General features: G+C 38.7%; 12 protein-coding genes and 1 pseudogene. 10 read left to right on the top strand and 3 right to left on the bottom strand.

The features are described from left to right. Nucleotides 1-148: 148 nt before the first annotated feature. A complete protein-coding gene (locus V7077_RS26695) occupies nt 149-1,054 on the bottom strand; it encodes a LysR family transcriptional regulator (RefSeq protein ID WP_335507611.1) in 906 nt (301 codons plus the stop codon). Between the two features lie 247 nt (nt 1,055-1,301). Here V7077_RS26695 and V7077_RS26690 point away from each other — a divergent pair, with 247 nt between their 5' ends. From V7077_RS26690 to V7077_RS26660, 7 genes are all read left to right on the top strand, one after another. Further along, a complete protein-coding gene (locus tag V7077_RS26690) occupies nt 1,302-2,354 on the top strand; it encodes a quercetin 2,3-dioxygenase (RefSeq protein WP_335507609.1) in 1,053 nt (350 codons plus the stop codon). Between the two features lie 2 nt (nt 2,355-2,356). Further along, nucleotides 2,357-3,328 carry an alpha/beta hydrolase gene (locus V7077_RS26685; protein ID WP_335507607.1) on the top strand — a complete coding sequence of 324 codons (972 nt, stop codon included), beginning with the start codon at nt 2,357-2,359 and terminating at the stop codon, nt 3,326-3,328. Nucleotides 3,329-3,749: 421 nt separating this feature from the next. Next, the gene (locus V7077_RS26680; protein WP_335507605.1) at nt 3,750-4,688 is read left to right on the top strand and encodes a fumarylacetoacetate hydrolase family protein; all 939 of its coding nucleotides are present in this window, start codon (nt 3,750-3,752) and stop codon (nt 4,686-4,688) included. Continuing rightward, nucleotides 4,685-5,644, top strand: a complete 960-nt coding sequence (locus V7077_RS26675) for a VOC family protein (protein WP_335507603.1) — start codon at nt 4,685-4,687, stop codon at nt 5,642-5,644. Before V7077_RS26680 ends, V7077_RS26675 begins: the two co-directional genes overlap by 4 nt. Before the next feature lie 18 nt (nt 5,645-5,662). After that, entirely contained in the window at nt 5,663-6,841 is a 1,179-nt protein-coding gene (locus V7077_RS26670) for a hypothetical protein (RefSeq protein ID WP_335507601.1), read from the top strand. 22 nt (nt 6,842-6,863) lie between these two features. After that, the gene (locus V7077_RS26665; RefSeq protein WP_335507599.1) at nt 6,864-7,307 is read left to right on the top strand and encodes a pyridoxamine 5'-phosphate oxidase family protein; all 444 of its coding nucleotides are present in this window, start codon (nt 6,864-6,866) and stop codon (nt 7,305-7,307) included. 107 nt (nt 7,308-7,414) lie between these two features. After that, entirely contained in the window at nt 7,415-8,680 is a 1,266-nt protein-coding gene (locus V7077_RS26660; protein ID WP_335507597.1) for an MFS transporter, read from the top strand. Between the two features lie 91 nt (nt 8,681-8,771). On the opposite strand, the gene V7077_RS26655 is transcribed toward V7077_RS26660, so the two are convergent. Then, nucleotides 8,772-9,680: a LysR family transcriptional regulator gene (locus V7077_RS26655; RefSeq protein ID WP_335507595.1), complete on the bottom strand. Its 909-nt coding sequence runs from the start codon at nt 9,678-9,680 to the stop codon at nt 8,772-8,774. A gap of 207 nt (nt 9,681-9,887) precedes the next feature. Here V7077_RS26655 and V7077_RS26650 point away from each other — a divergent pair, with 207 nt between their 5' ends. The 3 genes and pseudogenes from V7077_RS26650 to V7077_RS27860 form a co-directional block, all read left to right on the top strand. Then, nucleotides 9,888-10,907, top strand: coding sequence for a quercetin 2,3-dioxygenase (locus V7077_RS26650; protein WP_335507640.1), 1,020 nt, complete (start codon nt 9,888-9,890; stop codon nt 10,905-10,907). A 35-nt stretch (nt 10,908-10,942) separates the two neighbouring features. Continuing rightward, a complete protein-coding gene (locus tag V7077_RS26645; protein WP_335507594.1) occupies nt 10,943-11,896 on the top strand; it encodes an alpha/beta hydrolase in 954 nt (317 codons plus the stop codon). Nucleotides 11,897-12,501: 605 nt separating this feature from the next. Further along, nucleotides 12,502-12,671: pseudogene (locus V7077_RS27860) on the top strand (IS3 family transposase); the annotation flags it as partial. A 149-nt stretch (nt 12,672-12,820) separates the two neighbouring features. On the opposite strand, the gene V7077_RS26635 reads toward V7077_RS27860, so the two are convergent. Next, nucleotides 12,821-14,173: an MFS transporter gene (locus tag V7077_RS26635; protein ID WP_335507593.1), complete on the bottom strand. Its 1,353-nt coding sequence runs from the start codon at nt 14,171-14,173 to the stop codon at nt 12,821-12,823. Between the last annotated feature and the right edge of the window lie 363 nt (nt 14,174-14,536).

Here is a 14,536-nt window from a genome sequence, read left to right as displayed (position 1 = left end):
TGGACAATAAGGCAGTAAGACTTAAGAATAATGTCCAATAGAAACTCTCTAAAAGACAGTTTCACTAATAGTACAAAAAAATCGTCCAATAGAATTAAATCTATTGGACAATTTATCTAACAAAAATGATTTTCTTACTATATAATTTTTAAGTTGATGATTTCTGATGAATATCGGCCAATACATCTAAAAACAGCGAGATAGACGGATTCAAATTGTTTTTCTTCCACGCCATTACGAGTTCAAAATCATAATCCACCAAGCCGTCAATCTCAATAAATCGCAGCGAAGGGCTAGATACCGCTTCAAAGCTTTTTGGCAGTATAGAGATGCCCATTTCAGATTCAACGAGAATCGGGACAGTATCAACAAAACGCGGTTGACTCACAATTCTTGGAGTCAGCCCATTTTGCTCACATAAATGGACGATAAAATCATAGGAACCAATTGGAGAATCATGGCGATTATGGATAATAAATGGCTCTGTTGCAAGATCAACAAGCTTGATTGTATTGCGGCTAGCAAGAGGGTGATTTTCATGCATGACAATACAATATCGCTCTTTTGCTACCGTTTGAATCTCAATTTCTTCAATTCTATGCAATCCAGTCGGCTGGGTAAGAGCAATGTCCAATTCTCCTTCTTCCAAAGCTTCTTTTAGCATTTTACTGGGAAAATGGTTTAAATGAAGTTCTACTTTTGGATAGAGTTCACGAAAGTGCTTAATAACTTCTGGCAAAAAACTACGAACATGAACACTCAAAAAACCAATCGAAAGACTGCCAATCACACCTGCATCCGTTTGTTTAGCTTTTTTAATTGCCCCTGATGTTTTTTCTACAATCTCCATTGCCTCTTTTAAAAAAACAGCTCCAGCAGGTGTAAGCTGGACGGAACGTTTATTTCGAATAAATAGTTTAACACCAACTTGAGTTTCTAAATCCGCAATTTGATGGCTGATTGCGGATTGGGCTACGTAGAGTTGATTGGCTGCTTTGGTAAAATTTAAATGCTCTGCAACGGTGATAAAATATCGTAATTGACGAATATCCATAGGATCCTCACTTGTTATTTAATAACCATTATTTTATCATAATAAATTAGAAGTAGTCGAAATTATAAGATTACTTTTGGTTAGATTTGTTTTTTTAAAAGAATCATCTATTAAAATAGCATAGATGATTAATGCAAAAACGTGATTACAGAAATCGAATACCTATATTTCCAATTTTACTTCATTCATATTATGTTTAATTTGGAAGCGCTTAATATTAATAGGAATTTGGATAAGGAGTGGTAACGTGGTTGTAAAGGTCGTTGGCAAGTTACCTAACGAGAAGAAACCATATTTTATTAGAAATGGAGAAGGAGAACGATATCTTTTCGGTACCCAGGTTGCCTCCATTGTTGCTACAACTGAAAGCACCGGTGATATGATGGAGATAGTTCAATTGTGGGGTGGAAAAGGTGATAGTTTTCCGGCACATATTCATGAACATGCTCACGAGGGCATCGTAGTACTCGACGGAAGACTTGAAGTTGAATTGAATGGACAGTTGTATTTATTAACGGCAGGTGACTATGTAAGTATTCCAGCTGGAACTGTCCATGGATATCGGATGCAAAGTCATCGAACACGTTTTTATTCGTTTACTGTGAATGGTCACGTTGCTAAGATATATTCGAGTATTGGAGAGCCATTTTATAAGTTTGAACGCCCTCCAGTTTCTACGAACCTCTTCAACCCAGATATTTTTAACCAACTACCTACTGACATTGATATTAAATTCGTAACTAGTCATTCAACAGAAGGATTACCTCAAATGATTAGAGGCAATGCGATTCCGCAAGAAGTTCAACCTTATCTACTTGAATCAGGTGAAGGGGTCCATCTTCTTAGCGGTGATACGGTTCATACACTCCTAACTACTAAAGCCTCAACAGATAGTAAGTTTCTTGCGATCGTTTCTGAAGGACCAAAAGGACAAGCTATTGGTGAACATGCCCACGAATTGACAAACGAAACATTTATGTGTTTACAAGGAGAAATGACTCTTTGGGTAGATGGTGAAGAATTGCATTTATTACCTGGTGATTTCGTCTATGTGCCGGCAAATACACCTCACCGCTTCCGCTGTGACGCCCATTATACAAAGTTCTTTGGATTATTGACACCAGGTGAATTTGAAGACTTCTTCCGCATTCTTGGAGATCCTTATGAGCATCCAATCTTCCCAAGTGAACCTGCACCGTATCGATTTGACCGAGTGATTCAGCGAATTAGCGAGCTTGATTTAAAATTATTAGGAAAGCCGCCAGGTGCTCCGCCAGTTGAAGTTGAAGAGGTTCATTGATAATGAAGGAACGTTTTGAAGTAAAGGTTATACCAGATCTTGAATTTGCTGCTCCAAATGGGAAACCATTACTACTGGATCTTTACTTGCCTATCGGCACGGATGGAACTGTGCCTGTTATTATATGGCTTCATGGCGGCGGTTGGCGAATTGGGGACCGAAAGTTAGGACCAAATTTAAGTGTACGATTTGCAGAGTGTGGTTTTGCAATGGCCAGCATCGAGTATCGGTTAAGCAGTGAAGCTACATTTCCTGCACAGATTCATGATGTAAAGGCAGCCATTCGCTGGCTTCGATCGGCTGCGAATGAGTATGGTCTTGATAGTGGGAATATTGGTCTTTGGGGTTCTTCGGCTGGAGGGCATCTGGCAGCATTGGCCGGTACGACAGGTTTTGGCAGTCTCGAAGGTCTAGAGTTAGAAACTCAGGGTTTTTCGAGTGAAGTACAAGCTGTTGTTGATGGGTATGGTCCGATTGATTTCTTGCAGTTGGATGTGGATTCAGAGGTTACACCTTCTGATGACCCGGAATCTAATCGTCTAAATTCGGTTCAGCGACATACCGACCCGGATTCTCCAGAGTCAAGATTGCTTGGTGCACCGATTCTAACGGTCCCAGAACTTGTTCGTAATGCAAATCCAATCACCTATATTGATAACAAGGTACCACCGTTTCTTATTCTGCATGGGGTAAATGATACAGCGGTACCTGTACATCAAAGTGAGCTGCTTTATCGAGCACTAATTGAAAATGGAAATGAGGCAGAGCTTTGTTTGATTGAAGGATTGGGGCATGCTTTTTTTAATAAAAATAACCTGGATGAACAGCCATTAGCTGTGACCCTGCGTAAAGCTGAAGCAGGAAAACCGGAGCAGGTCATGATTAGTGAAGCAAGAATATTTGAATTAGTAGAATCATTTTTTCGGAGACACCTTTTTGTAAAAGGGTCAAAGTCGAATCAATACTCCGTTTAGACGGGGTATTTTTTTTTGTTTTATTAATAGATGGAACTGAATTTCCAATTAATGTAGGATCGAGGCCAGGATTTGTAGAAAAAATGTAATATTTGTAGAATTGCTTCTTTATTTCGTAGAATTCTGCATTTACTTTGTAGAATTCCTATGAAATGAGCCCAATTCTGGCTCTAGGGGGACAAGAAGGGTAGAGTCCCATAAGGTCTTGTTCGCATGAAGGGATGAAATGCTGCTCATAGGATCGTGATTTGTAAATTACAAACAATCAGCTAGAGCTAGTGGAAAAGAAAAGTATCAATTTATCGAAAATCATGATTTCTCAAATACAATATGTGTATTTCAAAAAAAATTTAAAGTAGCTTATCATTAATTTAGAGATAAAAACACATTGTTGTGTTGGCAAAAACGAGGAGGGGACCCTATGAAATTATTAACCTATTCCACAAATAATCAACCGTTACGACTCGGCATTCTAGTCGACGAAAATACCATTGTAGATCCACAGCAAGCCTACATCGAGCTTCTAACTCAAAATGGCCAGCAAAGAGTAAATGAAATTGCAACCGCTTTATTACCAGAGAACACAACAGAATTTATTGCAAATGGTGACCTCGCCTTAAAAACTGCGCAAGAAGCGATTTTCTTTGCCCTTGAGAATGCAGAACGATCTTCTGCTATTTATAAAAAAGAAAATGTGCAAATTGGAGCACCAGTACTAAAGCCGAATAAAATTATCTGCGTTGGACTTAATTACAAGAATCATATTCTTGAAATGAAACGTGACCTTCCCGTTCACCCAGTGATTTTTGCTAAGTTTGCTACAGCAATCTCCGGTCCAAATGATGTATTTCCACTCAATTCAAATTTGACCAAAAAGCTAGATTACGAGGCAGAATTAGCATTTGTTATTGGGAAAGAAGGAAAAGACATCCCGTATGAAAATGCATTGGACTATGTGTTTGGTTACACCGTCGCTAACGATATTACAGCCCGTGACATGCAAAAACGAACGATTCAATGGCTGCAAGGCAAGACCCTGGATAAGAGTCTTCCACTAGGACCAGTTTTAGTAACTAAAGATGAAATTCCTAATCCACACAGCCTCGATATTTCGTTAACCGTAAACGATGAATTAAGACAACAATCGAATACCGAACAGCTTTTGTTCAATATCAATCATCTCGTTGAGTTTTTATCTGGCATCGTTACTTTAGAGCCAGGGGACATCGTTCTCACAGGTACACCTGGTGGAGTAGGAGAAGCGCAGAATAAGTTTTTACAGCATGGTGACAAGGTTAAAGTGGAAATATCTGGTATTGGTGCCATCGAGACAACCATTGTGGAGGTATCAGAAGTATGACCACCAATCTTGAACCTATAAGAGATATCGCCTATTTAGCCCATATTGAATTATTAACACCTAAGCCAAATGAGAGTCTAGCATTTTTTCGCGATTTACTTGGAATGGAAATCGTCCATCGGGAAGGGAAATCAGTCTTTCTCCGGGGCTGGGGAGACCAGCAGCTTTATAGCTTAAAACTGACAGAAGCTCACCAAGCAGGTTTAGGACATGTAGCATTAAGAACCTATTCGGAACAGGCACTCGAGCGGCGTGTAATTGATTTGGAGAAAAGCGGTTATGGAATTGGCTGGACAGATGGGGATTACGGCCATGGTCGCGCCTATCAATTTAATGATGCCGATGGACATGTTTTAGAAGTGTTCTATGAGGCAGATAAATATGTGACACCGGATCACTTAAAGCCAGGTTTGAAAAATCAGCCCCAAAAGTTTTCAGCTAGAGGAGCAAGTGTAACACAGTTGGATCATATTAATTTGTTCAGTTCTAATGTCGATGCAGATAGCTCATTCTTTCGAGATCAACTTGGTTTCAGATTAAGTGAACAAGCGATAACTGATGAAGGCAAACAAACTACAGCTTGGCTGCATGTTACCAATAAATCCTATGACTTGGCCATTTCTCTCGATAAATCTGGGGCTCAGGGGCGCTTTCATCATGCTGCCTTCAAAGTGGAAAGTGCAGAAATGGTGCTCCGCGCTGCCGATGTATTTTTAGATAATGGAATATTCATTGAAGCCCCTCCTAATAAGCACGTGGCAGGCCAAACCATGTTTGTATACGTGTATGAACCCGGAGGGAATCGAATTGAGGTATGCTCGGGCGGTTTTCTCATCTTTACACCGGATTGGGAAACGGTAACTTGGACCCCGGAGGAACGGAAAAAAGGGTTAGCGTGGGGAACGCCGCTTCCATCTACTTTTCACACATACGGGACACCAAATGTAATCAAATAACCAGAGGAGGCCGTGTACATGAATGAAGTTTTAAAGAAGTTTTCATACGAAGAAGCCGTTGACAGTGCAAAAGAGTTGGCAGCTGCCCTGCAATCTCGTCCAAACCTTGGAGAGGAATTAAGGCATCAGCCAGCCGAAACCATCCAGGAATTTATTTCATCAGGATTAGTCAGAAGCTTAGTCCCAAGCCGTTGGGGCGGTCATGAACTGAATTGGAAAACATTAGCTGATACCGCAATAGAGGTATCCAAAGGCGATGCGTCTACAGGGTGGTGTTATTCTCTGTTACTTCTGCACAGTTGGATGCTGGCATTTTTTCCAAATCAAGCACAGGCGGATGTATGGAAAAATAATCCTGATGCATGCCTTGCTACGTCAATCAATCCGAGTCCTGATTCAACGATCAGCCGTGTAGATGGAGGATATAAGCTAAGTGGCAAATGGGGATTCTCATCAGGAATAAATCATTGTGACTGGGTCATGATTAGTGCACAAGCACCTGTATCTGATGAGGAAACTAAACTTTTATATTTTCTCGTTCCTAAGAGCGATTTAAAAGTAATAGATGTCTGGCGGGTCATTGGGATGAAAGGAACAGGCAGTAATTTATTGCAGTTAACGGATGTTTTTGTTCCAGAATATCGAACAATGGAATTAGAACCTTGGAACCTTCATGGAATCTCTCCTGGTATGGACCTGAATACATCACCACTGTACCGGATTCAATTATCAGCCGTTATGCCTGTTACGCTTTTATCCGTCATTCTTGGAGCAACCAAGGGAGCTTATGCAATCTGGCGTGATCAAGTCATTGGAAAAAATAAATCAAGGGGCGGCGTTTCGGTCGCAAATTTATCTCATCAACAAATTCGGCTTGCTAGAGTAGCTGCGAAAATTGAAGCAGTGAACGCTCTTCTTCACAAATCCCTTGAAATTGTAGAGTCTGGCCGGGTACTTGATTATCCAGAGCGTGTACGCTTGCGTTGTAATTATGCCTATTGTGCGGAATTGTGTACGGAAGCAATGGAAACCATTTTTACTAGCAGCGGTGCGGCCGCTTCAAGTGAAAGGCATCCGCTTCAACAGTTTTGGCGTGATATTCATGCCGGCGCACAGCATACGGCCTTCAATTTTGACTGGGTCGGTGAACTCTTCGGTAAGCTGGAGCTCGGTCTGCCCGTAAAAGTGGAATATTAAAAAAGAGAAGGAGAGAATTATAATGACTAAAACGATAGATCGTCTAAGCCCAGCGCTTGCTTCTTCTTTGCAGGGAGAAAAGATGGTTTCCTTAATAACAGTGGATGCAGAGACAAAACTACCACAATTGAGTGTGGTTTCTTGGGTGAATGCGAATCCAGGTGGTACACAAATAAAGTTAGCTCTTGGTAATAAAGCATCCAGTATTAATAATATCCAAAACAATCCACATGTAATTGTTGGAATGATTGCAGACGGAAGCTGCTATTCGGTACATGGAAAGGCCGCAGTTTCTGAGGTCATCGAACGAACCATGAAGCTTTGTGTTGTAACCATTGATGTTGAAGAAGTAGAGAATGTTATGTTTTACGGCGGTAAGGTAACGGTTGAGCCAGAATATGAAAAGACGTACAATCCTGAACTTGCCAAGAAATTAGATACAGAAGTTTATGAGCTTCTTCGATAACTGCCAAAATTGAAAAATCCACGGAGAAAAGCGGAGCATCAATAGTAAATGACTATTTAAATGCTCCTTTTTTTATTTTTCAAAACTAAAGTTGAGGAGATGTTGGAATGGAGCAAAATAAAAAATCTTTTTTTAGGTACGAAAATGGTATTTTAATCATCCTGTTTCTAGTATTTGGCCTTGTTTTTATGGACCGATTAAGTATCATCTACCTATTTCCATTTGTTCAAAAAGAATTAAATCTAAATAACACGCAAATAGGGATGATTATGGGGGCGACTTCTATTGCCTGGGGACTATCCACCCTTCTTTTTGCTAGTCTTTCAGATTTTATCGGCAAAAAGAAGATTACCTTAATCCTCTTCATGTTGTTTTTCTCAGTTGCTACTTTTGCTTCAGGAGCCGTGGGCGGATTAGGTTCGCTTATTCTCGTCAGATTATTAATGGGCGCATCTGAAGGACCGGTTGTCCCTCTTATCCAGTCAACAATTATGGCTGAATCGTCTGTCAAAAGAAGAGGATTTAATATGGGCTTTATTCAAAGCTCAGGGCCATTACTGGGAAATGCACTTGCACCAGTCATTGTCCTTAGCATCGCAGCAGCGGCCAACTGGCGATATTCATTTTTTGCATTAGCCCTACCTGGGATGATTTTGGCGTTTGTTTTAATGTTTTACATGAAAGAACCAGTTTTTTACGATCATTCTAAAACAAAAACAAAGCCAACCTTTAAAGAATATAAAAGTGTCTTTAAAACCCGAAATGTATGGGTCAGTATGCTAATTGCGATTTTTTATATGATGTATTTGCTAACATTCACTAGTTTTATGCCATTATTTTTAACAGATATTTCTCATTATACTGAAACCCAGTACGGAATCATTATGGCTATATTCGGGATTGGGATGTTCCTATGGCAAATGTTTTTCCCATTCCTTTCAGACAAGGTTGGACGGAAAGTGGTGATTGTTCCTGCGACTTTAATTGCGATATTTTTGCCAATCGCCGTCATTTTCACTCATTCCAACATCATTCTTACAGCTATTCTCGTATTTTTATTAACAGCTGGTATGGGTGGACAGCCATTATATTTAGCAATTATCCCATCGGAATCTGTCCCAAGAGCGTTTGCTGCAACTGCCATCGCTTCAGTTGTATTAACAGGTGAGATTATTGGCGGCACAATCGGACCAGTTGTGGCTGGTATTCTTGCCGACAAGTTTAGTCTATATGCGTCATTGTGGATGGCTAGCGGTACTGCCGTGATTTTCTTCCTATTATCGCTGCTTCTAAAGGAAACGGCACCAGTAAAAATTAAAGAAAATAAAAAAAGTAGTGATATGTCAGCTCCATCGATTACGATTGAAACATAAAGAATGCCGATAAATGTAACCGCTTTAATTAAGAGGCGCCTGAATTGGATAAATTATAGGTAAATCCACGCCTTTTTAGAGCGTGGATTTTTTAGGTAAATACTAGTCCATCTTTTTGGCTGTTCATAAACGAATCAAATTCCTTAGTAAATAAAGAAATGAACGGATTATGGTTATTTCGGTTCCAAGCAATAATAAAGTCGGTTTCATCAATTTTTTCTTCCAATTCGATAAAGCGAAGAGTCGAAGGAGGATTAGATATGGCTTTAGGAAGTATGGAAATCCCTATGCCAGCTTCAATCATAAGTAATACCGTTTCAAAATGAGAAACTTCTCTGACAATGGTAGGGGATAGTCCGTGTTTATTAAAAAGTTCCACAATATGATGATATCCATCAGGCGATACTTCTTGATTAATCACAATAAATGGTTCCAATGCAATCGAAGAAATGCTAATTTTTTTGTAGTCGGCAAGAGGATGTTCACTATTTATAACAACATTAAAGGGGATATTGGATATTTTTTTAGATACAATTTCGGGAAATTTTTCAATCGATAAATATAGGGTAAAACCAATATCAATTTCTCCTAATTTCAAAGAGGCATTTAGTGTATCACTTGTGTATTGAATTAACTCAATAGTTACATCTGGATATTTCTTCGTAAATTGATTAATAAGTTTTGGTAAAAAGATTTTTTTAAGTCCTAAATACCCAATTTTAAGATTTCCGGACAGTCCATTTCCTGCAAGTCTGGCATTACTAATGGCCTCTTCATAATGAGCAATAACCAGTTTCGCATCTTTTAATAATTGAGTACCAGCATTCGTTAATTGAACCGTCCTTCGATTTCTAATAAACAATTGAACTCCTATTTGTTCCTCTAAATTAGAAATTTGCTTGCTAATCGCTGATTGAGCGACAAAATGTTCCATTGCCGCCTCAGTAAAACTTAATCGTTCCGCGACAGAGACAAAGTAACGTAATTGTTTAAGATCCATAGGCCATATCTCCTTTCTAGTTGATTAAGTATCTGCGGGCTAATTACCTATATGAAAAAAAGGTATAACTGTGAACGCTTAGTTATATTTCTCACCTTTGTTATTCTACCATATACTATGTCTTGGAGTTAGCGCGACTAGGTAACTTATAAATTAACTAAATTAAAAAGGTAGAAACAGAGGAGGATTACAGTGAGTCACTTGTTTATGAATAACCTGCCAAATCACAAGATTCCGTATTTATTAAGAAATGGAGAAGGGGAACGTTATCTAGTTGGCAGACAATTAGCTACTATTATTGCGAGCGGAGAGAGTACGGATAATTTAATAGAGATGGTCATTTTATCAGGAGGAAGGGGCGACTCTTTCCCAACCCATAAACATTTACATAGTCATGAAGGAATCTACATCCTTCATGGGCGGCTTGAGCTTGTGATTGCTAATAAAAAATATTTACTAACAGAAGGAAATTATGCTTATGTTCCTGCTGGTACGGAACACAGCTATCAAATGCTCAGCCATCGTACTCAGGTATTATCTTTTACTTCAAAAGGAGCGGTATCACAACTTTATTCCGTTATTGGCGAACCTTACGACAAGTTTGTTCACCCACCTAAAGCCGTAAATGAACCATCCATTGAAAAATTTGAAAAAGCCTCACTCGCTGCAGATGTAGAGTTTTTCTTTGATCATAAAGTTGTGGGTACATCACAACTTGTAGAAAATGGCGAAGTACCTGAAGAGGCTGCTGCGCCATATGTCCTTGAAACAGGAGAGGGAATCCGCTTAGTTACAGGGGATCAACTTCATACCTTGATGACCACTCAAGCCAATTCTAATGGTGAATTTATTTTTGTTGTTTCAGAAGGTCCGAAAGGTGAAGCGATTCCTGAACACTATCATGAAGAGCATACGGAAATGTTCTTCTGTATTGAAGGTCAGGTTACATTGTGGGCAAATGGAGAAGAAGTCGTTCTACACCCTGGAGATCTTCTTCACGTGCCTGCTAACACGGTTCATTCTTATCGAATGGATTCTCATTACACAAAGATGGTTGGTATCCTCGCAACTGGTCTATTCGAACCGTTTTTCCATACTCTTGGAGATGTGTATGATGATTATATTTTCCCAAGTGAGCCGGCTCGGCTCCGTTTTGATCGAGTACTGCAAAATTTAGATATTCTTGACCTGAAAGTGCTTGGCGGTCGTCCAGCAAAAGGTTATTAGTATCATTAGTTAAAAATTTTCAAGGGGGTTTTTCATTGAAAAAGTTAGTCGATGATTCTGTAGAAATCATAACAGACCTCGTTTATGCGGAGATAAATGGTAGAAAGTTATTGGCTGATATCTATTTACCTAAGTTGAAAAAAAGGCCTTTGCCAGTGATTATTTGGCTGCATGGCGGAGGATGGCGCTTTGGGGATAGAAAATTAGGTCCTGATTTCACCCAGTATTTTGCGAGCAAAGGCTATGCGATGGTAAGCATTGATTACCGGTTGAGTGATGAAGATACCTTTCCCGCACAAATTCATGATGTAAAAACAGCCGTTAGGTGGGTTAAAACCATTGCAGGGGAATATGGTTTAAACGGTAACAAAATTGGCCTTTGGGGCTCATCGGCAGGAGGGCATCTTGCTGCAATTGCCACAACAACTGAACCTAACCAATTCATCGGAGAAAATCCTCTTTATCCTAATATGACAAGTGAGGTTCAAGCTGTGGCAATTGGTTATGGGCCAATGGATTTCCTACAAATCGATGAACAACGAGAACTTTACGGAATAAGCGAAGAAGATCCAGAGTCAGTCCAAATTCCAAAGGATAAGAAAACTTCTGACCCTGATTCATTTGAATCACTGTTTTTGGGATCACCTATACTAACATGCACTGAACGTGTGAAGGAAGCAAATCCATTAACCTATGTAAAAGCAGGGCTTCCACCGTTTCTAATTATGCATGGGTTAAGTGACGTAGCTGTTCCTGCACATCAAAGTAAGTTATTATATCAGGAATTAGCAGAAAAAGAGAATCATGTATCTCTTTTTCTTATTAAAGGGCTTGGCCATGGTTTTCTAAATCGTACAAATTTGGATGAAGGTGGTCCAAGGGAAGCAACGTATTATGCTTCAAACAATGGGGAAGAGGATATTGTTAAAGAAAGAACCCTTTTCATTTTTGATGAAATCGAGGAGTTTTTTCAAAAACAACTTTCATAATAAAATATAGTTTAAATTTCAATTAGCTATAGAAGGGCCATCATTGGCTCTTTTTTTTCTGGTTTGAAATAGATAGTTTTTTGTCTGTTATCGTTATAGTGGTTGGAAAATACTCATATAAACTATAGTTACAAGCGTTTTCATTAAGCGCCAGATAAGCAGAATATAGTGGTAATCAATTCTTTGGAGAGTGAAATGATGAAAGAATATAAAGACTGCCGCAATTCAATTTTCCCGTCAGAGTTGTATATTCCTGACCCAAAAGCATATGTGATGCCGGAGGGTAAAATGTATGTCGATGGGTCTTGGGACCAGGAAGAGAATATCTATTAGATAAGGAATATCGAGTCTGGAAAAGACTGATTTAATTGCATCGTGATGTATATTTTGTCTCGAAATCCTTCATAGGGCAATAAAGAAAAGACTCACAAAGTGGTTATAAATTATTGTAGTACTATTTTGAGGATTGGCTTCATCATATGCAATGAAGCGAAACATGTCACTCAGAGAATCATTCTAAAACTATTAATCTTTGAATGGCAGTGGTTTGAGCTGGGGGGTTAACCAAAAAATCCTAGAGGAGATAATAGGTCTATATGGCAGAAGGTAGGTGTATCGATAATGGACCAATGGAGGCTTTTTCGAGAATATTGACAAGTGAAAAGTATTATCTGAACAAGACATTGAGGAGTACATAAAATTTTATAATTATGAACGATTACAAAAAGGACTAAACGGCCTTAGTCCCTTAGAATACAGGGCTGACGCCGCTTAGTGTCTTTTATTTAATTTCGCTGTCTACTTGACGGGTGGGCACTTCACAATACCGGTGTCACTACTTACTGCATAAAAAGGTCTATTATTAACTGTCCACGTTAAGGGTCACAGTTCAGTAGAAACGCTTCCATTTAATTAAATCCATGATTATGCCTGCTCAGTCTTTGGTTCAATCATAGTTAAAAGAATGACAAGTGTAAGTAATGCGCTTCCTGCAAAGAATACAAACACGATATTCCAGTTAAATGAATCCAAGAGCAGCCCTACTAGGAATGGAGCAAATGCACCACCCAGCGATCCTGCAGTGTTTATTATGGATGCTGCAAAAGAAACCTTGTCTTTTGAGGCAAGTCCCATAGGATAAACCAAAAAAGTGGAGTAGCCAAGATTTAAAATAATACCTGTCAATAAAAGCAGAGCACCAAGTATTACAGGATTATTAGGAGCATATATAAGTGAATACATCATAAGTACAGTTGCTCCAGCAGTTAAAATCATATTAGGTTTACGGCGTTTTTCAAAAACATTATCTGATAGCCATCCACCAAAGATATTTCCAATCATCGCGCCGATCCAAGGAGCTGAAGCTACAAAACCCATTTTCATGGTAGAAAACCCTTTAACGTCAACCAAATAAGTAGGTACCCATGTCATGATTGAGTATTGAATCCCTACCAAAAGGAAATAACCTAAAGCACAGCCCCAAATACTCCATGAAAAAACTACTTTTCTGTTGGTATCCAAAGGTTTAATATTTTTCGAGCGAATCAATTTATCCAGCCAGTTTAAGTTTCTCCTTGGACTAGGTACTTTCGTCTTTGTTACATCTGTTTGTTCAACTGGACTTTGGTCATTAATATATTTTATCTCAGACTCTGAGGTATACGGACTGTCTTCCGGTTTGTCTTTTACAAACCACCACCATAATATAGCAGTAATGAAACCAGGAATAGCAAATAGATAAAATACGTCACGCCAGCCATAAGTGATAATGATGAAAGCACAAAGCGGAGGTACTACAGCAGGCGCAAATTTAATTGATGCCATAAAAACTCCAGTTGCAAATCCCTTTTCTTTAGGAGGGAACCATCTATTTATGGTAGAGACAATCCCTATATTAAGTGGTCCTTCTGCGGCCCCCAATAATAAACGTGCCACTTTCAAATGTAATATTGAACTAGCCAATCCTGTGAATAATGTTGCCAAAGAAGTTAAAATGACTGAAATTGAGAATATGTTCCGTACTCCTTTTTTACCAAAGTACATACCTGCTGGAATTTGAATTGCCGCATAAGTAAGATAAAACAAGCTCGTCATCAATCCAATATCGGTATTACTCATATGGAAGCTATCCTTTATAGTTGGAATAATGACACCCATATTAGATCTATCTGCACCAGCTATCATATACACTAAAAAGATTAAGGTCAGTACAACCCAACGAAATCGGGTTTTTTTCTTCAATTCAGGTTGTGATTCTTTTGCTAAAGCATTTCTCACACGAACTCCCCCTAAAATGGTAAATTTTACTACAACGAATTCATATAGTCATTAAAAAATGAAAGAAAGTATAAATGCTTTCAAATGGTACATAAAATTAATCTGCATTTATCTAATTTTGGGAGTTGCTAACTATTCCTTCTTTGCTCTCAAAATTATACCAAACGCTTATGTTTTAATCTCCTCCTTAAAATTAAATTTACTTTTATTCCCGGAAATCTAATTTTATATTAGCAAACGCTTTCATTGATTAATAACGATAATTTTTCATGTTAATTATCGAAGAATTAGATAATTAAATCCGAAATATTAAATACAATAAAAAATTTTTTTATATAATAAGATTAAAGGAGTGTTTTAATG

The sequence above is a fragment of the Neobacillus vireti genome, from assembly GCF_036962465.1.
Taxonomy (GTDB): domain Bacteria; phylum Bacillota; class Bacilli; order Bacillales; family Cytobacillaceae; genus Neobacillus; species Neobacillus vireti_B.
The sequence above is the reverse complement of the archived record's forward strand: the minus strand, read 5'-3'. Positions and strand labels throughout refer to the sequence as shown.

Excerpts from the sequence above, each read along its gene's own strand:
- V7077_RS26695 (WP_335507611.1), bottom strand. The coding sequence starts at position 1,054 with ATGGATATTCGTCAATTACGATATTTTATCACCGTTGCAGAGCATTTA.
- V7077_RS26685 (WP_335507607.1), top strand. The coding sequence starts at position 2,357 with ATGAAGGAACGTTTTGAAGTAAAGGTTATACCAGATCTTGAATTTGCT.
- V7077_RS26680 (WP_335507605.1), top strand. The coding sequence starts at position 3,750 with ATGAAATTATTAACCTATTCCACAAATAATCAACCGTTACGACTCGGC.
- V7077_RS26675 (WP_335507603.1), top strand. The coding sequence starts at position 4,685 with ATGACCACCAATCTTGAACCTATAAGAGATATCGCCTATTTAGCCCAT.
- V7077_RS26670 (WP_335507601.1), top strand. The coding sequence starts at position 5,663 with ATGAATGAAGTTTTAAAGAAGTTTTCATACGAAGAAGCCGTTGACAGT.
- V7077_RS26665 (WP_335507599.1), top strand. The coding sequence starts at position 6,864 with ATGACTAAAACGATAGATCGTCTAAGCCCAGCGCTTGCTTCTTCTTTG.
- V7077_RS26660 (WP_335507597.1), top strand. The coding sequence starts at position 7,415 with ATGGAGCAAAATAAAAAATCTTTTTTTAGGTACGAAAATGGTATTTTA.
- V7077_RS26655 (WP_335507595.1), bottom strand. The coding sequence starts at position 9,680 with ATGGATCTTAAACAATTACGTTACTTTGTCTCTGTCGCGGAACGATTA.
- V7077_RS26650 (WP_335507640.1), top strand. The coding sequence starts at position 9,888 with ATGAATAACCTGCCAAATCACAAGATTCCGTATTTATTAAGAAATGGA.